At 34.3% G+C, this 22528-nt stretch carries 24 protein-coding genes; 6 read left to right on the top strand and 18 right to left on the bottom strand.

Going from position 1 to position 22528, the window contains the following annotated elements; translation table 11 throughout:
- Window position 1: 1 nt before the first annotated feature.
- The 15 genes from ACZZ9T_RS09220 to ACZZ9T_RS09150 all read right to left on the bottom strand — a co-directional run bounded on the left by ACZZ9T_RS09220 (window position 2) and on the right by ACZZ9T_RS09150 (window position 14746).
- On the bottom strand, window positions 2–727 hold the full coding sequence (locus ACZZ9T_RS09220) for an SDR family NAD(P)-dependent oxidoreductase (protein ID WP_463441835.1): 726 nt from the start codon (window positions 725–727) through the stop codon (window positions 2–4).
- Between the two features lies 1 nt (window position 728).
- The gene (locus tag ACZZ9T_RS09215) at window positions 729–2045 is read right to left on the bottom strand and encodes an FAD-binding oxidoreductase (protein ID WP_463441834.1); all 1317 of its coding nucleotides are present in this window, start codon (window positions 2043–2045) and stop codon (window positions 729–731) included.
- Window positions 2042–2929, bottom strand: a complete 888-nt coding sequence (locus ACZZ9T_RS09210) for a decaprenyl-phosphate phosphoribosyltransferase (RefSeq protein WP_463441833.1) — start codon at window positions 2927–2929, stop codon at window positions 2042–2044. The genes ACZZ9T_RS09215 and ACZZ9T_RS09210 overlap by 4 nt, the downstream gene beginning before the upstream one ends.
- 114 nt (window positions 2930–3043) lie before the next feature.
- Window positions 3044–3733, bottom strand: a complete 690-nt coding sequence (locus ACZZ9T_RS09205; protein WP_463441832.1) for an OmpA family protein — start codon at window positions 3731–3733, stop codon at window positions 3044–3046.
- A gap of 24 nt (window positions 3734–3757) precedes the next feature.
- Window positions 3758–4249 carry a hypothetical protein gene (locus ACZZ9T_RS09200; protein ID WP_463441831.1) on the bottom strand — a complete coding sequence of 164 codons (492 nt, stop codon included), beginning with the start codon at window positions 4247–4249 and terminating at the stop codon, window positions 3758–3760.
- A 153-nt stretch (window positions 4250–4402) separates the two neighbouring features.
- Window positions 4403–6079: a S8 family serine peptidase gene (locus tag ACZZ9T_RS09195; RefSeq protein WP_463441830.1), complete on the bottom strand. Its 1677-nt coding sequence runs from the start codon at window positions 6077–6079 to the stop codon at window positions 4403–4405.
- A gap of 9 nt (window positions 6080–6088) precedes the next feature.
- Entirely contained in the window at window positions 6089–6697 is a 609-nt protein-coding gene (locus ACZZ9T_RS09190) for a WbqC family protein (protein ID WP_463441829.1), read from the bottom strand.
- A 6-nt stretch (window positions 6698–6703) separates the two neighbouring features.
- Window positions 6704–7381, bottom strand: a complete 678-nt coding sequence (gene lepB / locus ACZZ9T_RS09185) for a signal peptidase I (RefSeq protein ID WP_463441828.1) — start codon at window positions 7379–7381, stop codon at window positions 6704–6706.
- Window positions 7381–9063: a signal peptidase I gene (gene lepB / locus ACZZ9T_RS09180; protein WP_463441827.1), complete on the bottom strand. Its 1683-nt coding sequence runs from the start codon at window positions 9061–9063 to the stop codon at window positions 7381–7383. Before lepB (ACZZ9T_RS09180) ends, lepB (ACZZ9T_RS09185) begins: the two co-directional genes overlap by 1 nt.
- Before the next feature lie 83 nt (window positions 9064–9146).
- Window positions 9147–9848, bottom strand: coding sequence for a 4-hydroxy-tetrahydrodipicolinate reductase (dapB, locus tag ACZZ9T_RS09175; protein ID WP_463431469.1), 702 nt, complete (start codon window positions 9846–9848; stop codon window positions 9147–9149).
- Between the two features lie 14 nt (window positions 9849–9862).
- Window positions 9863–10498, bottom strand: coding sequence for a DUF5683 domain-containing protein (locus tag ACZZ9T_RS09170; protein ID WP_463441826.1), 636 nt, complete (start codon window positions 10496–10498; stop codon window positions 9863–9865).
- Window positions 10499–11389: a ParB/RepB/Spo0J family partition protein gene (locus ACZZ9T_RS09165; protein ID WP_463441825.1), complete on the bottom strand. Its 891-nt coding sequence runs from the start codon at window positions 11387–11389 to the stop codon at window positions 10499–10501.
- A gap of 62 nt (window positions 11390–11451) precedes the next feature.
- A complete protein-coding gene (locus ACZZ9T_RS09160) occupies window positions 11452–12225 on the bottom strand; it encodes a ParA family protein (RefSeq protein WP_463431463.1) in 774 nt (257 codons plus the stop codon).
- Between the two features lie 166 nt (window positions 12226–12391).
- Window positions 12392–13225: an energy transducer TonB gene (locus ACZZ9T_RS09155; protein WP_463441824.1), complete on the bottom strand. Its 834-nt coding sequence runs from the start codon at window positions 13223–13225 to the stop codon at window positions 12392–12394.
- Between the two features lie 234 nt (window positions 13226–13459).
- Window positions 13460–14746 (bottom strand): adenylosuccinate synthase, encoded by a 1287-nt coding sequence (locus ACZZ9T_RS09150; RefSeq protein WP_463441823.1) that lies wholly within the window; start codon window positions 14744–14746, stop codon window positions 13460–13462.
- Between the two features lie 531 nt (window positions 14747–15277).
- On the opposite strand from ACZZ9T_RS09150, the gene ACZZ9T_RS09145 reads away from it, so the two are divergent.
- The 6 genes from ACZZ9T_RS09145 to ACZZ9T_RS09120 all read left to right on the top strand — a co-directional run bounded on the left by ACZZ9T_RS09145 (window position 15278) and on the right by ACZZ9T_RS09120 (window position 19966).
- Window positions 15278–15397 (top strand): type II toxin-antitoxin system RelE/ParE family toxin, encoded by a 120-nt coding sequence (locus ACZZ9T_RS09145; protein ID WP_463442995.1) that lies wholly within the window; start codon window positions 15278–15280, stop codon window positions 15395–15397.
- A 219-nt stretch (window positions 15398–15616) separates the two neighbouring features.
- Window positions 15617–16171 (top strand): phosphoribosyltransferase, encoded by a 555-nt coding sequence (locus ACZZ9T_RS09140; protein ID WP_463431457.1) that lies wholly within the window; start codon window positions 15617–15619, stop codon window positions 16169–16171.
- A 123-nt stretch (window positions 16172–16294) separates the two neighbouring features.
- Window positions 16295–16873 (top strand): adenylate kinase, encoded by a 579-nt coding sequence (locus tag ACZZ9T_RS09135; protein WP_463441822.1) that lies wholly within the window; start codon window positions 16295–16297, stop codon window positions 16871–16873.
- 80 nt (window positions 16874–16953) lie between these two features.
- Window positions 16954–17937, top strand: a complete 984-nt coding sequence (gene obgE, locus ACZZ9T_RS09130) for a GTPase ObgE (RefSeq protein ID WP_463441821.1) — start codon at window positions 16954–16956, stop codon at window positions 17935–17937.
- Window positions 17938–18051: 114 nt separating this feature from the next.
- Complete coding sequence (locus tag ACZZ9T_RS09125) at window positions 18052–18540, top strand: DUF6438 domain-containing protein (protein ID WP_463441820.1); 489 nt, start codon at window positions 18052–18054, stop codon at window positions 18538–18540.
- Window positions 18541–18703: 163 nt separating this feature from the next.
- Complete coding sequence (locus tag ACZZ9T_RS09120; protein WP_463441819.1) at window positions 18704–19966, top strand: DEAD/DEAH box helicase; 1263 nt, start codon at window positions 18704–18706, stop codon at window positions 19964–19966.
- A gap of 176 nt (window positions 19967–20142) precedes the next feature.
- Here ACZZ9T_RS09120 and ACZZ9T_RS09115 read toward each other — a convergent pair whose 3' ends face one another.
- From ACZZ9T_RS09115 to ACZZ9T_RS09105, 3 genes are read right to left on the bottom strand one after another with little or no spacing between them, the layout of a single operon-like run.
- The gene (locus tag ACZZ9T_RS09115) at window positions 20143–20907 is read right to left on the bottom strand and encodes a TatD family hydrolase (protein WP_463441818.1); all 765 of its coding nucleotides are present in this window, start codon (window positions 20905–20907) and stop codon (window positions 20143–20145) included.
- A 5-nt stretch (window positions 20908–20912) separates the two neighbouring features.
- Window positions 20913–21428: a DUF4269 domain-containing protein gene (locus ACZZ9T_RS09110; RefSeq protein ID WP_463441817.1), complete on the bottom strand. Its 516-nt coding sequence runs from the start codon at window positions 21426–21428 to the stop codon at window positions 20913–20915.
- Window positions 21429–21434: 6 nt separating this feature from the next.
- Complete coding sequence (locus tag ACZZ9T_RS09105) at window positions 21435–22385, bottom strand: GSCFA domain-containing protein (RefSeq protein WP_463441816.1); 951 nt, start codon at window positions 22383–22385, stop codon at window positions 21435–21437.
- Window positions 22386–22528: the final 143 nt, after the last annotated feature.

The following is a 22528-nucleotide window of genomic DNA, read 5'->3' as shown; positions in this document are numbered from 1 at the left end:
ATTAAAGCTTTAATTTCTTAAAAATAAATTCAGGTATATTTCTTATGATTAACATAATAACGCCCCAAATGGGTAAAACGTATGCCACATTCTTCTGTTTTTTGAATGCCTTGTAGATACAGTCTGCAGCTTGTTTTGGTGTAGCAGTTAGTTTTGGGTTTAGAGGTAAACCTTCAGTCATTTTTGTAGCCATAAAACCGGGTTTTACAGTCAACACGTGTACTTTCTTTTCAAAAAGATAATTTCTGAGACCACTTAAATAGGCTGTAAATGCAGCTTTTGCGCTCCCATATATAAAATTACTCTGTCTTCCTCGCTCACCTGCAACTGAAGAAAGTCCAATAATTGTTCCTGATCTTCTGCTTTCAAATTTCTGAGCAAAATAATTGATTACGGGAACTAATTTTGAGTAATTGATATCTATAATTCTCTCCGTATTTTTATTATCATATAAGCCTTCTTCACTACCTTCACCCAAATAACCTGTCGCACAAAACAACAGACTACAATTGATCTGGTCAAATTCAGAATAATTGACAGGTTTCGTTAAATCAAGTTCAAAGATCTGAGATTGTTGCAGAAATTTCACATCAATATGTCTTGCAAATCTTTCTGTGCTTTCTTTATTTGACGTAAAAAGATAGATTCTTTCAAACTTCTCGCCTTCCTGCAAAGCCTTTTCTACAAAAGCCTGCGCTACTTCGGATGTACTTCCAAGAACTATCATTCTACTTATTATTTAAAATTCTTTTGTGCTGTAAAGACACAAATTTTGAGCTGTCTGCATTTTTCAGATAATTTGTAAGCGAAGATCTGCTCATGCTGTCTTTTGTGAGATAAATTCTTCCGCCAAAATCCTGTACAATTTGGTCAAGTTTATCAACTAATTTTTTAAGTTTTGAGTTCACTTTAAAATCTAAAGCCAAAGTATAACCTTCAAATGGAAAAGAATTATAAGCATCTGGATTATTTTTACCGAAAAGTTTCAAAACCGCCAAAAAGGATCCGTTCCCGCTGTTGGCAATGGTTTCAAGAATTTTTTTCATTCCTTCTTTGCCTGTTTCTTTCGGAATCACCATTTGATATTGAATAAATCCTGATTTCCCATAGATTTTATTCCAATCATTAATAGCATCCAAGGGATAAAAAAAAGTTTCATAATCAATAAGATTTTTAACTTCTTTTTTAGATTGCTTTTTATAATACAAAAAATTAAAAATCTTCACTGTAAAATTATTCAGCACAAAATTCGGGAAATAAAAAGGAACTGTGGGAGAGAATTTCTTTTTCAGTTTCAAATGATTTTTGTTCTCATTTTCAGACAATTCATGTCTCTTGGCGTGTTCTCCGCGCATCATGATGCTGCGTCCTATATTTTCACCTTTTTGAAGACAGTCAATCCACGCAACAGTGTACGTCCAGCTTTCACTTTCTTCAAAAAGCCTGAATATTTCGTCTAAATTTTCCGCTTTAATACTTTCCTGGCGAATATATGCGGTTTCAATATTTTTAAGCTTAAATTTTGCTGAAAGAATGATTCCTGTAAGTCCCATTCCGCCAATTGTAGCCCAAAATTTATCTGAATTTTCTTCCTTGGAACAATTAATAATGTCACCATTTTCTGTCATCAGTTTAAAATCAATGACATATTCTGAAAAACAACCTTCTGCATGATGATTTTTACCATGGACGTCTGATGCAATTGCCCCACCAACAGAAATAAATTTTGTGCCGGGTGTTACATAGAGAAAATATCCTTGAGGTACAGAAATTTCCAGCACTTCTGAAAGTAAAATTCCGGATTCGCACTCTATAATTCCGTTAATACGATCAAAACTGATGAATTTATTTAATTTTCTTGTCGAGAAAATATTTTCGCCCAATGAAGCATCGCCGTAGCATCTTCCGTTTCCTCTTGCAATGACTTCGTTATGATTGAGTACAAATTCTCTTATCTTTTTGAAGCTGTCTTCAGATCTCATCTCTTTTTCCACTATGGGAAAATTGCCCCAATTGGTGACTTTTTGTTTGAAATTCGGCTTCATTCTTTAAAGTAAATTTGAATTAGAAATGTAGCAACCCAAAGAATTAAAGTAACCTGTATGTATCTGTCTCTGTATACTATTTTGGTAGGGGATTCCGTTCTGTTGTAGACCAAAGTTTGCTGTAAATATCTTAAAAATGCAAAAACAACAAAAATTACAGTGTAAAAAACTCTTGAGTGAAATTTTTCCTGAACTTCAGGTGATAACGTAAACATAAGATAGCAGATGATGGCCAAAGTCACTGAAATCGAAAGAGCAATATCTGCAAATTGTACATTATAACCATCAAGTGCTTTTCTTGTTTTACCAGAAACCTGAGCGTTAATCAGCTCTCCCCTTCTTTTTCCGATCGCTAAAACCAATGCCAGTACGAAAGTAAGTAATGTTGCCCATTGAGAAATGAAAATGCCTGTGATATATCCCCCGGCTTGAACTCTCAGAACAAATCCTGTTGCGATAATGAAAATATCAATGATCGGAACGTGTTTCAAGTGAAATGTATACGCCAGATTCATCACAACATAAATTGCAATGATGGTGGTAAATTTCCAGAGATTTTCATTAAAATTGAATTGTGCGAAGCATATAAGAGCAATATCAACTATAATTAAAGCAGAAAGAATGATCAGTGCTTTTCGCTTTGATATTTCACCGCTTGCCAAAGGTCTTCTTCTTTTTTCAGGATGCTGTCTGTCTGCTTCAATATCGTTATAATCATTTAAAATGTAGACAATACTTGCAGCAATTGAAAATATTACGAAAGCAAATATACTTTTAGAAAGTAAATCTAAATTTTTGATATTTCCTGAAAAAAACAAGGGTACAAAAACAAAAAGATTTTTCACCCACTGTTCTACTCTAAGTAGTTTTAGATATTTCTTCATTTATGTTTATTTCGGTAGCAAAAATAGTAAATTTAAAGCAAAAAAATATTTCGCATAAAAATACAAAAAAAACCGCCAAAGCGGTCTTTTATGAAAATATTTATATGTTAACGACTATTGCCCTTGCTGAGCTTCGTTGATCATTTTTTCGTTCGCAGTAATTGCAAATTCTACTCTTCTGTTTTTTGCTCTGCCTGCATCTGTATCGTTAGATGCTACAGGCATTGCTTCTCCTTCTCCTAATGCAAACATTCTGCTTGATGCAATTCCTTTAGACATCAAATATGATTTTACAGAATTTGCTCTTCTTTCAGAAAGTTTTTGGTTATAATCATCTGCACCCACACTGTCTGTATGACCATAGATATTGATATTGGTGTCTGGATTATTGACCAAAACCTGAGTTAATTTATCTAAGTTGGTTTTAGCAACAGAAGTAAGATCTGATGAGTTGAATGCAAAAGTTACAATACTTTCGTTCATCGTAATTTTAATTCCGTCACCTACTCTTTCCACTTCAGCACCCGGTAAAGTTTCTTTAATCTCTTTAGCCTGCTTATCCATTTTATTACCAATCACGTTACCAGCAACACCGCCGATAATACCTCCAAGTACAGCACCTAATGCTGCGTTCTTACCTTTTCCTACATTGTTTCCAAGAACACCACCGATTACAGCTCCGGATGCTACTCCTACTGCTGTACCTCTTTGTTGATGATTAGAATTTTTTACAGCTTCGCAACTTGTAAGAAATAAAGCTGATGATAAGAAAAATGCTCCTATATATGTTTTGTTGAATTTCATTTTGTTTATTTTAAATATTTTAAATTATTTCATTCCTGTTCTTTCAAAGTTGTAAACAACTCTCACTGTACTCCCATCAAACGGAACGTTTTGTTCTAACGAAAACTGATCAGTAGTTAAATTTATTACATCAAGAGTATACCCAACGATATTTTGTTTAGCTTTTGTACCCTCCTGAATTTTTTTGAACATAAAAGTGTTTCCGTCTTTTACCTCAAATTTTATAGGCTGAGTAAGAGCGGGACAACTTCCTCCCCCATTTAAAGTATATGCTCCTGTATAATTATTCGGGATAAATCTCCAATGACTTCCTACGAAACATTGTGCGTCTGCACCTTCGTCGAATGGCTTTATTTTATACTGCTTATCGTATTCGATGCTTACAATCTGAAAGTCACCTTTCATTTTAAGAAATTCTAATCTGTTGCTTTGTGCATCTGCTCCTTTTTTAACGGTGGAACAAGAAACAGCAAAAAGTGATGCTCCTAAAATCCCCGTAAGTAATAACTTTTTCATATAGTTTTTTTTATATCAGATGAAATCAAAATCAATTTCATCTTTTGTTTATTATTCATAATGTTACTACAAAAAACCGTGCCAAAAATGATCTATCAAAAACAAAGCCCGGAAATTTCCAGGCTTTGTTTTTTTAATCTAAAAGATTATTATTTATTTTCTTACAGCTTTTTTAACCTTTGCAGGTTTTTTTACTGAAGATGATTTTCCGTTATAAAAATTGTTGAATGCATATTCTGCAGCTTTTTTAACATCGATTACTCCACCAGCCTGAGATTTTTCTCCAAACTCATTTTCTGTACTTGCATTGCTTGTTTTAACCAAAGCTTCGATGATCTGTGCTGGTTTTAAATTTGGCATATAAGCCAATAAAACTGCGGCGGCACCAGCAACTACAGGAGAAGCCATTGAAGTTCCCTGCTGATAACTGTATTCATTATTCGGAACTGTAGAATAGATTTCTTCACCCGGAGCAAATACATTCACCATTTTTTTATTATAGTTGGAGAAGCTGGCTCTTAATTCATTATTTCTGTTTGTGCTTGCACCTACAACTAAAACATTATCAACAAACGGAGCTGCATCAGTAACATTTTTAAAATTGGTAGGATAAGCCAAATGCTCAGCAACATCTTCATTTTCGTTACCCGCAGCTTTCACCAAAAGCACCCCTTTATCATCTGCATACTTGAAAGCGTCCCAAACAACATTTTTGCCTGGCGAAACTGGTTTTCCAAAGCTCATATTCAAAACTTTGGCACCATTGTCAACTGCATATCTTATAGCGTTGGCAACATCCTTATCTCTCTCATCCCCATTAGGAACTGTTCTTACCACCATGATTTTAGCAACTTTCGACGCTACACCATACTGAACTTCTTTTCCTTGTGGTAATCCGGCAATAATTCCTGAAACGTGAGTTCCGTGTTCTGCATCCGGACCTTGATAATGATTATTTCCGTAATTTTTTTGAGAATAGTCGTTATAGTTGTCACCTACAACTTCAGCTCTCGGATCGTAAGCCAGATCATATTGTTTCGCCATTGGACCAAAGTGATCTAATGCTCCTTTAATTTCTTTTTTTAAGAATCCCTCAACATCAGAAGGTGATTTGCCCGCTAATTCAGGATTTTGAATCAGACTATTTAAAATCTGTAAACCTATTGCTTCCTGTTGATTTGCAGGTTTTATCGTTGCAAGATTTTCCTTAGTTAGATTTTTACCTCCGAGCATTTTTATCATTCCCGGTATTGCATCATTAATCATGCTATATTGCTTGAAATTCTGAGCAGCATCAACACTTTTTTTAGTAAAAAGCTCTTTAGATTTCATATACATAGCAAATTCTTCGGGCATTTTCGCCTGATTCGCTTTGTTTTTTGTAGAATCGTCACCTTCGAAAACTGATTTGTATTTGGCAACAACTCTGGTCACTTCCATGTTGTCAACATCTATATCTGCAGTCTTTCCTCCGATGAAGTTCCATCCATGAACGTCGTCGATGTAGCCATTTCTGTCATCATCCTTTCCATTGTTTGGAACTTCATTAGGATTTGACCACATATTTTTCACTAATCCCGGATGATCTACCTGAACGCCACTGTCTAAAACTCCAACAACAACAGTTTTAGGTTTAAGACCTTTGGATTCAAGATATTTGTAAGCATTTTCGGTATTTACACCATATACTTTTGAAGTGGCAAAATCTTTATGATACCACGTCATCAGATCTTTATCTTCTTTAGGATCAAGAGCTGTCGCCTTAGCTTCCTGTGCATACGTAAAACTAAAACCTGCTAAAAAAAGAGCAGCTAGAACTATTTTCTTCATGTATAAGTATTATTTAATATTTTTAAGATAAGTCACAGATTCCGGGCCTTTGTTACAGATAAGATCAATTATTGATAAATCTTTTAAAAAACCATATTTATCTTCGAAGATCTGATAATATTCATCCATCTTATAATCGGCTTCAACTTTCGTAGAAAATTTTTCCCTAAAATTAATCTCAGCAGGATTTTTAATATATTCTTCATTCAAAGAATGTGCCTTTTCTGTCTTTAGAATTTTTTGGATAATGTCGATACTTTTCAAATTAAAATCTAATAAAAATTTTTCTTTGTTTTGGTAAAGAACTTCAAATTTATCTTCATAATATTCAAAATAAGGAGAACTTTGGTAAACATTTTTGATAGATTTCCAGTGAATTTTCATCCAATCTTCTCTGTAGGAAATTTCAATATCTTTCATTTCCCTTTTTCCGGAATGATTAATAGGAATAATGAGTGAGAGTTTTCCATTGGCACCATAGATATTGGTTCTGTTTCTGTAAGTCTGTTTCGGAAAACTTTCATACTGCTCGAAAACCACTTCGTTTTCAGGATCTAAAAAAACTGAAAACCATGAGATGGGCGGTAAATAGAATACCGGTAATAATATATTCTGCATTATCATTTAATTTTTAGGATAAAAAACGGCTCCTACAATATCTTCTTTATCAGCAAAACCGACAAATCGTGAATCTAAACTTGCGTTACGGTTATCGCCAAGAAAAAAAACTTTGCCGGGAGGTACGGTAAGCGGACCAAAATTGTCTGCATTCCACTCTTTACCAAATGTTTTAAAAATATAAGGATCAGTTTCTATACTGATATATCTTTCAGCGAAATAATTCTTTTTAAGATCTTTTGTAGTGAGGTTTGTTACATAATGATTGTCATCTATTGGATAAAAATCTTCTTCCGGAGTACCTTTTTCAATAAGATCATTAGCAAAACCTCTGTCTATTCTGTAAGCTTGTTGGATTTCAAAATTTCCATTGATAAGAGAATCATTCACATATAAATTTCCGTTTCTAATCTTAATCTTATCACCTTCTATACCTACAAGACGCTGAGCATAAGTGCCTGGAAAATGTTCCGGATTTTTCTGATTATAGGCAAGGATTTTATATTTGTCGTAAGGCAAAATACTACTAATGAATAATAATTCTCCTCTTTTTATTGTAGGCTCCATTCCTGCCTTTGGTACAAAAGCATATTGCAAAACCCCGGAGAGTTTTGCAATAATTATAAGGCTTATCATAAAGCTTCCGGTGAGGAGAACCCTATTAAAAATTTTATTTTTAGACATTATTCGTCTTCAGTTTTTTTCTTTCCAAAAAGTTTAACGAAATATTCCCACCCAAAGAAAAGAACAAGTATCATCGCTGCAATCCACCAATATGAAGTTTTGTTGGCTTCACCTGTATTGGTTGCTTTAAACATTCTGTCCCAACGGATTCTCCATCCATCTGCCTGATAAGATGATTGCGAATCTGCAAATGCACCTTCCACACTCATCCAGGTAAACATTGGTTTCCCTACAATATTTTCTTCCGGAACAAAACCGAAGAATCTCGCATCAAGAGAAGCATCGCGATTATCACCGACCATCATATAATAATCCTGTTGAATTGTATACTGATTGCTTTCTTTTCCGTTGATGAAAATTTTTCCGTTTTTATTCTCTAGTGTGTTGTGTTCGTAATTTTTGATAATCCACTGATATTCCGGTAAAGTTTTCTCATTGATGGTAACGACATCTCCTTTTTTAGGTATTTTAAGTGGGCCATACTGATCCTGATTCCATCCTTTATTGATTGGAAAAATTGAATTTGTAGTATCAATCTTTGTCATTAACTGATCACGGTAAGCGACACCACCTTCGCCCTTATCCATAATTTCTTCATGTGCGGAGACTATTTGTGGTAAAGATTTTATTTCTTTCAGTCTCGAATTTGTCAGTTGCATCAAATAGACAATATTCTCTGGATTAATATTGTACTTTTTTGTGTTTTCGACAAAGAATCTTGTATCCTTGTCCAAAACAGCTATTGAAATAAACCCTAACCTTTTATATAATCCCTGAACATCAATTTCGCTACCAGCTTCGATTATAAATGAATGCTGCACTTCCTGATCTCCTAAAACCATTTCAGGTTTACCATTGACAAACAATTTTCCTTCACGCATTTCGAAAGTATCACCTGCAACAGCCACACATCTTTTCACATAAGGATCTGCACGGTCAAGCGACACATGTACAGAATCTCTCGGATAATTGAAAACTACGATATCATTTTTCTGAGGTTTACTGAACTGAAATATTCTTTCGTAAGGGAGTTTTACTGCTTCAACATAAGATTTTCCATCATTTTTCGGGTTTCCGTCTTTTTGAAAATCATAAATAGTACCCTGAAGGAAAGGTATTGCCAAAGGACGCATTGGTAATCTGTAACCATAGCTCCATTTATTAACGAAAAGGAAATCTCCCACCAATAGAGTACGTTCCATTGATCCCGTAGGAATTCCGAATGGTTGAGTAAAAAATACGTGAATTATTGTTGCGAAAACTACTGCAAAAGTAATAGATCCCATAAAAGTATCTTTCTTTTTAGCATTTTTCTCTTCTTCTGTTAAGTACAAATCGTTTTCATCTTCCACTTCTACATCTTTAGAATAGTTGACGGTCGCCATGTAAATAAATGGTAGAATAACCGTCAAAATCTGATGTTGAACAAGACTTTTCCCAAATTTTTTCATTAAATAAATATGAAAAACAGACATCATAATCGGTCCTACAATCGGCAGGTATGACAAAATTGCCCACCATTTCGGATGTTTTGTTTCTTTTAAAATAATGAAATAATTGTAGAAAGGTACAAACGCCAATAGCGGACTATACCCCATTTTCTTGAACAGCTTCCAAGTAGAAATCCCCATCAATACTGATAAAATGAGAACATAAACTGTATACGTTAAAAAATAATTCATAAATCTTTGGTATGAGTAATGAGCAATTGATGCTTATGCAAATGTCTCTTATTAGTTTGTAAAATAAAGGTTTTGTTACAAAATTAAAGTCCCAAAACGTCTTTCATTGTGAAATTTCCTTTTTTATCTTTGATCCATTCTGCAGCTACCACCGCACCGAGTGCAAATCCGTTTCTGTTGAATGCTGTATGTTTTATTTCAATTTCGTCAACTTCACTTCTGTAAAAAACACTGTGAGTCCCCGGAACTTCATCTTCACGGATGGCAAAAATTCCCAATTGCTTATCCTGAGTTTCTTCCAGTTTCCAGGCATTATATTTTGGATTGTTTTTAAAAATTCCTTCTGCCAGAGAAATTGCTGTACCACTTGGAGCATCCAGTTTGTGAATGTGATGAATTTCTTCCAACTGACAAGAATATTCATCTACGCTCTTCATTAAATCTGCCAATTTTTCGTTTAAAGCAAAAAATAAATTCACTCCTAAACTGAAGTTTGAACCATATAAAAATGCAGTTCCGTTTTCTAAAGCTAAATTTTCGATCTCTGATTTTCTTTCCAGCCAGCCAGTCGTTCCGCAAATCACCGGAATTTTATTTTCAAGACACGCCTTAATGTTATCAAAAGCCACTTCCGGCAAAGAAAATTCAATCACTACATCTGGATTATTCAGATTCTCAGAAGTTGGAGTTTCTTTTAAACGGGCAACCACTTCATGACCTCTTTTCGTAGCAATCTCGTCAATGATCTGACCCATTTTTCCGTACCCCACCAATGCTATTTTCATGTTTAATAACTCTTTTAAAACTTAAAATTTAAACTTAATCCTGTTTTTGGCGGATTATTTCCCAAATCATCATAAATTATCGCAGGAGTGAAAGTCAAATCCGGATCTTTACGACCTTCATACAAATGCGCATCAACTACTGCATCAACGATGTTTAAGATATAGATAAGTCCTGTAATGGCAATGGCATAATCCCGTTGTCTTTTTGATCTGTCCTGAGCATTTCCCAATGCTATTTTATCTAAATAGGGTCTTGCATCAACAAACTCGTTAGGTGTTCCGTTAAGTTTAGCAATGTAATATTCTCTGTATTTTTTGTATTGATTCTGGTTCCAGAGAGCGATACCTGCTCCTGCTCCAACTGCTCCCCAAACAATTGGAATTTTCCAGTATTTTTTATTGTAAAACTGTCCCAATCCGGGCAAAACAGCAGAATACAAACCTGCTTTTGTAGGATTCAATTTTTTAACAATAATCTTTGCGGGAGCATTTGCTTTTTCTATGGTCTCAACAATTGATGTTTCAGGAATTTTTGATAGCATGACACTGTCTTGCGGAACGGTTTCCACACGAACGGTATCATTTCGGGTTACTTGCGAATAAGCGATGCTTATCAAAAACAGGGGAAATATGAAAAGTAATTTCTTCATCTATTTAATGTGAGATAAAATATATTCCAGCTCGTCTTCATTTTTAAAATCTAAAACAATTTTACCTTTTTTCCCGGTTCCGATTGTTTTTATCTCCACTTTTACGTCAAGAATATCGGCAATTGTTTTTTGTGCTCTTTTGTAATTATTGGAAAGCTCTGCTTTTGCTTTTTTAACTGCCGGAGATTTAGGATTTTTAAAAGATGCAGCAGCCTGTTCGGTTTGTCGAACATTAAGTTTTTCTTTTATTATTAATTCAAATAACGCCTGCTGATGATCTTCATTTTCAAGACTGATGATCGCTCTTCCATGTCCTGCTGAGATTTCACCACTTCTGATGGCATTCTGAGTATCCGGATTCAGTCTGAGTAATCTGATAGAGTTGGTAATGGTACTTCTGTCCTTTCCTACTCGTTGGCTCAGGTTTTCCTGCGTCATCCCGATTTCTTCCATTAACCTTTGGTAGGTCAATGCAATTTCGATAGAATCAAGATCTTCACGCTGAATATTCTCCACAAGAGCCATTTCTAAAAGCTCCTGATCATTTACCAGTCGGATATATGCCGGAACAGATGTTAAACCCGCAATTTTACTTGCTCTGAAACGTCTTTCACCAGATATAATTTCAAACTTTTCACCGTCTTTTCTTAAAGTAATGGGCTGAATTACTCCAAGATTTTTGATCGATTGTGCAAGTTCGTTGAGTGCTTTTTCGTCAAAATAAGTTCTCGGCTGAGTGGGATTGGGATAAATATCTTCAATAGAAACTTCCATGATATTTCCTACAAAAGTTTCTGCGCCTTCATCTGTGGCAGAATTTACCGTAGCTTTCGATTCAGCACTTAAAATAGCACCCAAACCACGTCCCATCGCTCTTTTTTTATCTTTCATAGTATTTATGACTATTTGCTATTGCACTTCGACAAGCTCAGTGTGACAGCTTTTAGCTTTTTTTAATTCTTTACTAAATTTTCGTTTTTCAACAGAACTTCCTCTGCTAACTGCAGATATTGAATTGCACCTTTACTTTCTGCATCGTAGTTTAAGATACTTTCACCAAAACTTGGTGCTTCACTTAATCTTACATTTCTGCTGATGATCGTTTCAAAAACCATTTCCGGAAAATGAGCATTAACCTCTTCAACTACCTGATTGGAAAGTCTCAATCTGCTGTCGTACATTGTCAGCAACAAACCTTCGATATCCAGATCTTTATTGTGAATTTTCTGAACGTTTTTAATGGTATTCAAAAGTTTACCCAAACCTTCTAAAGCAAAATACTCACACTGGATGGGAATAATTACAGAATCAGCTGCGGTGAGTGCATTTACGGTAATTAAACCTAAACTTGGTGCACAGTCAATAATGATATAATCGTAATCATCTCTTACCGTTGCCAATGCTTTTTTCAACATATATTCACGGTTGTCTTTATCTACCAATTCTATTTCTGCGGCAACCAAATCGATGTGAGAAGGTACAATATCCAAGTTTGGAGTAGAAGTTTTCTTGATACAGCTTCTTGTATCTATGCTGTGTTCCAGAAGATTGTAAGTAGAATACTGCACATCATCAACTCCAAGACCAGAAGTCGCATTAGCCTGCGGATCTGCATCTATGATTAATATCTTTTTCTCTAATACCCCTAATGCTGCGGCTAAATTTACAGCTGTTGTAGTTTTTCCTACCCCACCTTTTTGATTAGCGATACCTATGATTTTTGCCATTGCTTGAACTTTAAGTTTCAAAAATACACTTTTTTCTCTGCTTTCAAGGAAGGGATAAAACGAAAGTTGAGTTAAAATATTGTTAATAAGGAATTTAGGCAATAAAAAAATTATCCACAAAATATAGTATTTTGTGGATAAGTATCAAGAGTTGTTTTGAATATATTTAATTGTCAAACTTCATTGAGATCGGAAATTTGAAATAACTTCTTACTGCTTCACCTTTTTTATTTTTTCCAGGAATCCATTTTCCTTTTACAGCTTTTATGGTTCTGAGAGCCTCTGCATTGAAATCTGAATCTCTTCCATCTGCTTTTATCCCAGAAATTGTACCATCACGCTCTACGATGAAAGTAACAGTACTTTTCATCACTTCATCAGAAGAAAAAGAAGAACCGTCAAACTTGTTCATTACTTTAGTTCTGAATGCTTCAATTCCTCCTTCGAAATTTGCAGAAACACTTAATTCTGTCTCGATTTTAAGAGGATCTTCTACTGGATTAGAAGGAATTATTTTTGGTGCAGTAAATTTTCCAGGTCCAGAATCTGAACTAATAGGTATATAAACATCTGGAGTAGCAGGCTGTGCTTCGAAATCATTTTTAAATCCTGCAACTGCATCTTTTGGGATATCTTTCACAATAGTACTTTCATCAGCATTTCTTGTCGGAGTAACAACCGTTGCATCATATTGCTTTACGCGTTCAGGTTGAACTACTGGTTTTACAGGCTGAACTTTTACCGGAGGCAATTCAACTTCAACGACATCTTTTAAAATGAACGGAGGAGGATTTTCTATAATTTCATCCGTTGTTTTAAGCGCCGAAATCAACATTGGTGTAATAGAAATTGCAGCCAGTAAACTCACGCCTATGAAAAGTGCTTTGGTTAAAATTCTGTCTGATTCATTTCTTAAAACATAAGCACCATATTGCTTATTGCGGTTTTCAAAAAGAATTTCGTTCAGTCGAAATTCCTGATTTTGTTGTAGGTGTTTCATCACAAAAATATTAAATTGTTATAGTAGATCAGATTAATACTTTATCATCTTTAAGTAATAATCTTTAAAACAATATCAAAATATTTGCCAAAAATTTACCAAAACACAAACTGTATATTAAAATTGATGAGAAAACAAAAAATTAACTATTTAGTGAATAAGGTATGAAAGACAGATCAAAAAAAAGAGACTATCAATTAATAGTCTCTTTAAATTTATATGAAAATTATTTTCTTAGAATAATTCTTTTCTGATGATGTTCTGACTTCTTTCTGGTCCTACAGAAACTAAGTAAACATTGATTCCTAAATATTTCTCAATGAATTCAATGTATTTCTGAGCAGTATCAGGAAGTTCGTCATAGCTTCTTACTTTTGTAAGATCTTCTTTCCAACCCGGCAAATCTTGATAGATCGGCTCGTAGTTGTATAATTTTTCTGTTGAAGAAGTAAAATAATCGATGATTTTTCCGTCTTCAGTTTTGTAATGCGTTACGATTTTCAGGTTTTCAATCCCTGTAAGAACGTCTAATTTAGTAATCACTAAATTATTGATTCCGTTGATCATACAAGCGTGCTTCAAAGAAACAAGATCTAACCAGCCTGTTCTTCTTGGTCTGCCTGTAGTCGCTCCGAACTCACCACCGATCTGTCTGATGCTTTCTCCTAACTCATTATCCAGTTCAGAAGGGAAAGGCCCGTTTCCTACTCTTGTGCAATATGCTTTGGCAACACCGATTAAGTTTTTCAGTGAAGTTGGCGGAACACCTGCTCCTGTACAAACTCCTCCTGTTGACGGAGAAGATGAAGTAACATAAGGATATGTTCCGAAGTCGATATCCAGCATCAAAGCCTGAGCTCCTTCGAACAATACATTTTTACCATCTCTGATCGCTTCGTTAAGCTCTAATTCAGTGTCAACGATTCTTTCCTGAAGCTGTTTTCCGATCTCTAAATATTCGTTGTAGATTTCTTCAACATCTAAAGTTGGTTTGTCGTAATATTTTTCGAAAAGAGAGTTTTTAACTTTTAAGTTTTTCTCAATTTTATCTCTTAAAATCTCAGGATTCAAAAGATCTACCATTCTGATCCCGATTCTTGCAATCTTATCTTCGTAGCAAGGTCCGATTCCTTTTTTGGTCGTTCCGATCTGAGTTCCTCCGTGTTCTTCTTCACGGTACGTATCCAAAAGAATGTGGTAAGGCATGATCACATGCGCTCTTCTGCTGATAAAAATATGGTCTGTTCTCAAGCCTTTGCTTTCAATCTGACCTACTTCTCTAATGAAAGATTTAGGATTCACCACTACTCCATTGGCAATGATACATTTCCCTTTGCACTGCAAAACTCCTGAAGGAAGAAGGTGCAAAACAAATTTCTCTTCACCTACATAAACCGTGTGACCAGCGTTGTCTCCTCCTTGGAAACGTACAACGTAATCAGATTTTGCCGATAAAACATCCGTGATTTTTCCTTTACCTTCATCTCCGTACTGAAGACCTACAACTACGTAAGTTGACATATTTTACTTTTATTTTAGATTCGTACAAAATTACTTTTAAAAAATTGGGTGGGCAAATTTGAGGGTAATTTTATTTTTTTGGTGGTGGGAATCATTAATGTTATAAGAAATTTTAAATTTTCTACATTTGATAAAACTTATTTATGGCAAGCAGCTTTATAGAAAAATGTGACGAATCAATACTTTATTTTTCTGATTTCTTGAGTCATTTAAGATATATGAAAAACCTTTATCTTGAAATTTCATCTTTTTTCACAACCGATAAAGATTTACAAAATTTCAGAGATTTTAATTCATTAAATGACATATCGTCACTAATAACAATATGTAATTTAGATTTAATAACATGCTCTAAAAACTTATATATAGCAAGAACAGATTGGGAAAAAATATTCTTTATTAAAAATATCTTCTTAACTATACGGGAAACATTAAAAACATATGATAGTTTAAGTAATTTCTTAAAAGAAAAGTCTACTATGAATGATCTAATTTTCACTGAATTTTCGACAGTTTCTAAATTGTTGAGGGATTCGCTCTAGAGTAAAATCTCATTTTATCTTTTACAAAATCAATTTGAAAAATGAAGAAATTGAAATTATCAGGATTCTTCATCAACAAATGGATATCTCATCAAGATTGAATGAATAGTTAATATACTTTGTTTATTTTAAAATATTTTAATTTTCCGATCATAAAACCACCCCGTCAAAAATTTCTTTGAAATTTTCGCCACCCCCCTAGAGGAGGGGAATTTTTAATGGGTAAATGTTTATTGATTTCTTTTATAAAACAAGTTTTGTAAACCTGACAGACCTCACAAAAAACTTTCATCAAAATTCCGTAACTTTGCCGCCTACTAAAAATTTTATGGAAAGTATACAAGTTCACGACAAAACTTTTGTTCCTTATTTAGAGGATGCCGAAATTCAGGAGATTGTAAAAGCTACGGCTCTGAAAATTTATGAAGATTATAAAGATGAAGTTCCTGTTTTCATTGGCGTACTGAACGGTGTTATTATGTTTTTTTCTGATCTTCTGAAGCATTATCCGGGTGAATGTGAGATCGCATTTATCCAGATGAGCTCTTACTCAGGAACAGAATCTACAGGAATCGTTTACCAGAAAATGGAATTAACGAAAGATGTAAGAGATCGCCATATTATTTTGGTAGAAGACATTGTAGATACAGGAAATACCGTTGAAAGCTTATTCAAATACTTTAACGAAACGCAACGTCCGAAATCTGTAAAAATTGCTTCATTCTTATTAAAGCCTGAAGTGTATAAGAAAGATTTTAAACTGGATTATATCGGAAAAGAAATTCCGAACAAATTTGTTTTAGGTTACGGTCTTGATTACGATGAATTGGGAAGAAATTTGCCTAATCTGTATCAATTATCTGACGGACAAATCAATCATTAAACAGCTTTTAGCTATTTGCTGATTGCTTTTAGCTAAAAAATTATAGAGAAATAAATTTAATAATAACTAAATATAGCTAAAGGCAAAAAGCCAACCGCCAATTGCCAAAAGCACTTCAACATTATGATAAACATTGTTCTGTTCGGCCCTCCAGGAAGTGGAAAAGGGACTCAAGCTCAAAATCTGATCGAGAAATTTAATTTAAAACAAATCTCTACGGGTGATCTTTTCAGATTCAACATGAAAAATGATACTGAACTTGGGAAATTGGCAAAATCCTACATTGATAAAGGAGATTTAGTTCCGGATCAGGTAACGATTGATATGCTGATTGACGAATTAAGAAAGCCGACTGATGCTGCGGGATTTATTTTTGACGGCTACCCAAGAACTGCTGTACAGACAAAAGCCCTGGAAAAAATAGTGAAAGAAGAACTCAATGATAACATCGACGTTTGTCTTTCATTGATCGTAGAAGATAAAATTTTGGTAGAAAGATTGCTTAAAAGAGGGGAAACCAGCGGTAGAACTGATGACAGCAATGTAGAAATCATTGAAAACAGAATAAAAGAATATTACACAAAAACTGCAGAAGTTGCAGAATTATATAAGCAGCAAGATAAGTACGTTGAGATCAACGGTGTAGGAGAAATCAATGAGATTTCTGAAAAGCTTTTTGCTGAAGTAGAAAAAATAAAATAGTTTAAAGTTGTGAGTGATGAGTTATTAATAAATACCATTCATTCTCATAATTCATAACTCATAACTCCTAATTGTAAGAAATGTCAAATTTTGTAGATTACGTAAAAATTCATTGTAAAAGTGGTCATGGTGGTGCAGGTTCTGCCCATCTTCGCCGCGAAAAATATATTCCGAAAGGTGGTCCCGATGGTGGAGACGGTGGTCGTGGAGGTCACGTGATCATGAGAGGAAATGCGCAGGAGTGGACATTGCTTCCCCTTCGTTACACCCGTCACGTAAAAGCTGAACGCGGTGAAAACGGAGCAAAAAATCAGTTGACCGGAGGTTATGGTGAAGACGTTTATATCGACGTTCCTATCGGCACGATCGCTAAAAATGAAGAAGGTGAAATCATGGGTGAAATCATGGAGGACGGACAGGAAATTATCCTGATGGAAGGCGGAAAAGGCGGAAAGGGAAATGAACATTTCAAATCATCAACCAATCAGACTCCCCGTTTTGCACAACCCGGAATGGACGGACAGGAAGGTTATGTCGTTTTCGAACTAAAAATCTTAGCCGATGTAGGTTTGGTAGGGTTCCCGAATGCAGGAAAATCTACTCTGTTAGCTTCCGTTTCGGCTGCTAAACCGAAAATTGCCAACTATGCTTTTACCACGTTAACCCCGAATTTAGGAATTGTAGACTACAGAAATTACAAGTCTTTTGTAATGGCAGATATTCCGGGAATTATTGAAGGAGCCGCGGAAGGAAAAGGTTTAGGGCACAGATTTTTGAGACATATTGAAAGAAATTCAATCTTATTGTTTTTGATTCCTGCAGATTCTGAAAATCATTTTCAGGAGTTCAAAATTCTTGAGAATGAATTAAAAGAATACAATCCTGAGTTATTGGATAAAGATTTTCTTATTTCTGTTTCTAAATGCGATTTGTTGGATGACGAGCTCAGAAAAGAAATCTCGGCAGAATTTCCCGAAAATAGAAAACCCATATTCTTCTCTGGCATAACCGGAGAAAACTTAATGGAACTGAAAGATGCAATCTGGAAGAAACTCCATGGATAGAATATAATTGAATATATAAAATAAAGGATAAGCATTCGTGTTTATCCTTTTTTGTTAACATTGATAATCACTATTTGGAACACTTATTGAGAGACTTCAACCAAATTTTAAACAATGAAATATTTATTAAGTCTTTTTGCAATCGTAGTTTTATTCTCATGTCAATCTCAAAAAGTAGAATCACCATATTCAACTATTGAATATGAAGCCGGAGCATGTTTCGGGTTTTGCCCGATTTACAAAATGACAATTCAGAAAGACCGAACTGCAGTTTTGGAAGCAGAACATTTTAATTTCTCCAAAGGAACTTCAAAGGACGAATTTTCAAAGCCAAGAGAAGGAACTTTTACCGCAACCATCAAAGAAGCAGATTACAATCACTTAGTTGCTCTGTTAAATGATCTGGATTTGAAAAGTCTTCAGGATAAATATGGTTCGCAAAATGTTTCAGACTTACCGACCTCTTATCTGAGAATTAAATTAGTTGACGGAACTTCAAAAAACACTGAAGATTATGGTAAAAGAGGATCTGAAAAATTGATGAAAGTATATCAGTTTTTCGAGGATTTAAAGCAAAATCAACAGTGGACGAAAGTAAAATAATTGCGTTCAAATAATTTAGACTATATTTGCAGTATATTTCGCGGCATTCTCGGCCAGTAAAGTACTTTTGTACTTAAAATTCTGTTAAAAGTTTTTTAGCAGATTTGCTAAAAATGATGAAGTATACTGCTTCACCCGCACTATTTTAATACACAATTTTATTTTGTTATTTACAGACTTAAACATTATCAAGCCCATTTTAGATGCGCTTCAAAAACAAGGTTATGAAAAGCCTACACCTATTCAGGAACAGGCGATTCCTTCAATTCTAGAACACAGAGATGTACTGGGAACTGCACAGACAGGAACCGGAAAAACAGCAGCTTTTGCCATCCCCATCTTACAGAATCTTACCGAAAGAAAAGGTCCTAAAAACAACCATATTAAAGCTTTAATTCTTACTCCAACGAGAGAATTAGCAATACAGATAGAAGAAAGCTTCGATGCTTACGGAAAAAATTTACCTCTAAGAAAATTAGTAGTTTTTGGTGGTGTAAAACAAGGAAGTCAGGAAAATGCTTTGAGAAGAGGTGTTGATATTTTGGTTGCCACTCCGGGAAGATTATTAGATTTTATCGCTCAGGGAATTATCAGTTTAAAAAATCTTGAAATCTTTGTATTAGACGAAGCCGACAGAATGCTGGATATGGGTTTTGTACACGATGTGAAAAGAATTATCAAGCTTTTACCTCAAAAAAGACAGACGCTTTTCTTCTCTGCGACAATGCCTACAGAAATTCAGAAATTGGCAGATTCAATTTTGAATACTCCTATTAAAGTTTCTGTAACTCCTATTTCTTCAACTGCGGAAACCATCAAGCAAGCGGTTTATTTTGTAGATAAAGACAACAAATTAGAATTGCTGACGCATATTTTGCAAAATGATATTTCAGATTCTGTTTTGGTTTTCTCAAGAACTAAACACGGGGCTGACAAGATTGCAAGAAAACTGCAGTCGTCTAATATTTCAGCAGAAGCGATTCACGGAAACAAATCTCAGAATGCCAGACAGAATGCTTTAAATAACTTTAAGACAGGAAGAACACGTGTTTTGGTTGCTACTGACATTGCAGCGAGAGGGATTGATATTGACGAATTAAAATATGTAGTCAACTACGAACTTTCAGACGTTGCCGAAACTTACGTTCACAGAATTGGAAGAACAGGACGTGCAGGATCTGAAGGATCATCGATCTCATTCGTAGACGGCTTAGACTTATTAAATTTAAAGGATACCGAAAAACTAATTGGAATGAAAATTCCGGTGGAGAAAAATCATCCTTTCCACACTGATAATTTGGTAGTTGAAAAAAGAGATTCAAACAATAAACCTTTCACACCAAGACCGAGACCTGCTGGTCAACAACAAAAATCTGATCACAGCAAGAAACCGAAAAATAAAAGTAATTTTTCGAGAAATAAATAAAATAGTGAAGCCTTCCAGAGTTTGGAAGGCTTTATTTTTATAATTTCCAGATCTTATTTTTGAAAGCTGATGTTCTTCGTCCGATTTTTATACTGATAAAAATAGAATCTTAACTGGTCTGCTTTAAATAACAGACTCTTCTCTCTCAAAAATGCAGAAATTTTTGCTTTCATGTTTTAATGATTAAACATCTTTTTGGCATTCTCGCTCGTAATTCTATCAATCTCAGTAAAATCTTTTTGATAAATATCAACCAGTTTCCCGGCAACCAAATCAAGATACGAGCTTTCGTTACGCTTTCCTCTAAAAGGAACAGGAGCAAGGTAAGGTGAATCTGTTTCCAGAACAATTTTATCAAGCGGAATTTCGTTTAAAAACTGGTCGATTTTACCGTTTTTAAAGGTCACTACTCCACCGATTCCTAAAATGAAATTTAAGTCTAAAGCATGTTTCGCCTGTTCTAGATTTCCTGAAAAACAATGAAAAATCCCTCGTAATTTCGGATGCTTTTTTCTTTCTAAAACTTCGAACGTTTCATCGAAACTTTCTCTGGTATGAATTACAATCGGCAAATCTTTTTCAATTGCCCAGTCGATTTGCTGTTCAAAAGCTTTTACCTGAATATCCACCGTGGATTTATCCCAATATAAATCAATCCCAATTTCTCCTATAGCAGGAAAACTTCTTTGATCTAAATAATTTTTCACAATTTCAAGTTCACTTTCCCAACTTTCCGGTTTTACATAACACGGGTGAAGTCCCATCATTGAAAAAACCTGGTTAGGGTAATCATTTTCAAGTTGAAGCATCTTCTCATGAGATTCAGAATCAATAGCAGGAAGATAAAACTCAGTAATCCCTTTGTCTAAAGCTCTTTGGATGGCTTCTTTTCTGTCTTCATCAAACTCCTCTGAATATAAATGTGTATGTGTATCAATCATTTTTTTTAAAATTTTAACAGATCTTGATAAGGATCTTCAAGATTCAACAATATTCCGAATGCAGGTTCTGTTTTGATGCCTTTTTCTTTTAATTCTATTATTTTTTGTCTAAAATCTTCTCCCTTTTCCTGTAATATTTTGTATTCGGCAATCATGTGCAGATAGGCATTTTGTAAAACTGTTGGCTTATTCTGTCCGAAAATTTCAATTGAAAAACCATCCAGAAAACCATTAAAAATAATACAACCTTCATTATTAATCACATCCTCTGTAATCTTGAAATTAGAATATTCCTGAAAGATTTGTTTCAAGGATTTTATAAACTCAACTTTGTTTTTAACCTCACAGATAATATCCAAATCACTGCTTTCAATATCAATTTCAATAGGAATTGTTCCTGCTAAGATTGGAGAATACTGTTTTAACTGATTAAAAATCTGATATTTGGTAAGAACCCGGAAAGCGTTTTTCTGTCTTTCGTTTCCAGTCTTCAGGTAATCAATTTTGGTAAAATCAATCATTTGAAATCAGAATATTTTATGTTTGGTTTTATTCTGCTGACTTTTAATTCTGTGATTTAGTTTTTCTCTGAATTCCAGATATTTCGGATCTTTCTCGTCATCAGATTTATGTTCCAATGCTTTATGAATTTTAAAATTTTCTTTTATAAAATCTTTAGTTTCACTCGAAAAAAAGGCATCTCCGAATTTTTCAAAAATATAGTTCACAGTCTGGGAATTCGGGTGAATCATATCTTCTTTGTAGAATCGGTAATCGCGAAGATCATCCATTAAAATCTCATAAACCGGTAGATAATGACAGTTTTCTATCTCTGAAATCACTTCATGAATGGCTGTAATCAATTTTGATTTGCTCAACTGATTTTCAATCATTCCGTCTTTTGTGTGACGAACCGGAGAAACGGTAAACAAAATTTGAACATCTTCTTTACCAATGTCTTTTAAATTTAAAATAGTATCATAAATAGAATCTGTAAGTTCCTGATGAGTTAAAAGCCTTTTTTTAAAAAACTTCTGTGGTATCTTATGACAATTAGCAACCAGTTTTTTCTGGGGTTGAAATTCATAAATAAATGAAGTTCCGTACGTTATGATTACCCAATTGGAATCCTGAAGAAATTGATTTCCTTCAACAATTTTAAGATTGATTTTTTCTAAAGTCTGATGAATAAACCTGGTGTCGAAACTCGAATGATGATCCAGCGAAATGTATTCATCATCAAAAACAATCAGCTCTTCTTCGTGATAAAATTCAGAATCATGAAGCCTTTTAATTGAATTATTAATTGAAAAAGGATTAAATAATGTTCCAAACGGATTATTCACCGTCTGCAACTGAGCTTGCTGAAATAACTCCGACATTTCTGAAGCAAAACAAGATCCTATTGAAAATATTTTATCTTCAATCTCAATCTTTTTATCAGATTCTGTGATGTTTACTTCAGTCCGGAATTTCATTTCGTTAATTTGAATAAGTCGATTGACTTATCTTTTTTACTAATAAAGGCTTCGACAGGCTCAGCCTGACAATTTTTAAATATTGCGGTTAGTATTCGAGATTTTATCATTAGTTCGTCGAAGGAGTTTTAATTAAAAAACCG

The organism is Chryseobacterium sp. AC417, from assembly GCF_979258215.1.
Note: the sequence above shows the minus strand (reverse complement) of the source record. Positions and strands in the feature narration are given on the sequence as shown.

Bases quoted from the DNA above. Each gene is read 5' to 3' on its own strand.
- ACZZ9T_RS09110 (WP_463441817.1), bottom strand. From the start codon at position 21,428: ATGATTGATTTTACCAAAATTGATTACCTGAAGACTGGAAACGAAAGA.
- ACZZ9T_RS09200 (WP_463441831.1), bottom strand. From the start codon at position 4,249: ATGAAAAAGTTATTACTTACGGGGATTTTAGGAGCATCACTTTTTGCT.
- ACZZ9T_RS09140 (WP_463431457.1), top strand. From the start codon at position 15,617: ATGGAAAGTATACAAGTTCACGACAAAACTTTTGTTCCTTATTTAGAG.
- obgE (WP_463441821.1), top strand. From the start codon at position 16,954: ATGTCAAATTTTGTAGATTACGTAAAAATTCATTGTAAAAGTGGTCAT.
- ACZZ9T_RS09210 (WP_463441833.1), bottom strand. From the start codon at position 2,929: ATGAAGAAATATCTAAAACTACTTAGAGTAGAACAGTGGGTGAAAAAT.
- ACZZ9T_RS09105 (WP_463441816.1), bottom strand. From the start codon at position 22,385: ATGAAATTCCGGACTGAAGTAAACATCACAGAATCTGATAAAAAGATT.
- ACZZ9T_RS09155 (WP_463441824.1), bottom strand. From the start codon at position 13,225: ATGAAACACCTACAACAAAATCAGGAATTTCGACTGAACGAAATTCTT.
- ACZZ9T_RS09160 (WP_463431463.1), bottom strand. From the start codon at position 12,225: ATGGCAAAAATCATAGGTATCGCTAATCAAAAAGGTGGGGTAGGAAAA.
- ACZZ9T_RS09135 (WP_463441822.1), top strand. From the start codon at position 16,295: ATGATAAACATTGTTCTGTTCGGCCCTCCAGGAAGTGGAAAAGGGACT.
- lepB (WP_463441827.1), bottom strand. From the start codon at position 9,063: ATGAATTATTTTTTAACGTATACAGTTTATGTTCTCATTTTATCAGTA.
- ACZZ9T_RS09205 (WP_463441832.1), bottom strand. From the start codon at position 3,733: ATGAAATTCAACAAAACATATATAGGAGCATTTTTCTTATCATCAGCT.
- ACZZ9T_RS09195 (WP_463441830.1), bottom strand. From the start codon at position 6,079: ATGAAGAAAATAGTTCTAGCTGCTCTTTTTTTAGCAGGTTTTAGTTTT.
- ACZZ9T_RS09190 (WP_463441829.1), bottom strand. From the start codon at position 6,697: ATGCAGAATATATTATTACCGGTATTCTATTTACCGCCCATCTCATGG.
- ACZZ9T_RS09220 (WP_463441835.1), bottom strand. From the start codon at position 727: ATGATAGTTCTTGGAAGTACATCCGAAGTAGCGCAGGCTTTTGTAGAA.
- ACZZ9T_RS09215 (WP_463441834.1), bottom strand. From the start codon at position 2,045: ATGAAGCCGAATTTCAAACAAAAAGTCACCAATTGGGGCAATTTTCCC.
- ACZZ9T_RS09165 (WP_463441825.1), bottom strand. From the start codon at position 11,389: ATGAAAGATAAAAAAAGAGCGATGGGACGTGGTTTGGGTGCTATTTTA.
- lepB (WP_463441828.1), bottom strand. From the start codon at position 7,381: ATGTCTAAAAATAAAATTTTTAATAGGGTTCTCCTCACCGGAAGCTTT.
- dapB (WP_463431469.1), bottom strand. From the start codon at position 9,848: ATGAAAATAGCATTGGTGGGGTACGGAAAAATGGGTCAGATCATTGAC.
- ACZZ9T_RS09170 (WP_463441826.1), bottom strand. From the start codon at position 10,498: ATGAAGAAATTACTTTTCATATTTCCCCTGTTTTTGATAAGCATCGCT.
- ACZZ9T_RS09115 (WP_463441818.1), bottom strand. From the start codon at position 20,907: ATGATTGATACACATACACATTTATATTCAGAGGAGTTTGATGAAGAC.
- ACZZ9T_RS09150 (WP_463441823.1), bottom strand. From the start codon at position 14,746: ATGTCAACTTACGTAGTTGTAGGTCTTCAGTACGGAGATGAAGGTAAA.
- ACZZ9T_RS09125 (WP_463441820.1), top strand. From the start codon at position 18,052: ATGAAATATTTATTAAGTCTTTTTGCAATCGTAGTTTTATTCTCATGT.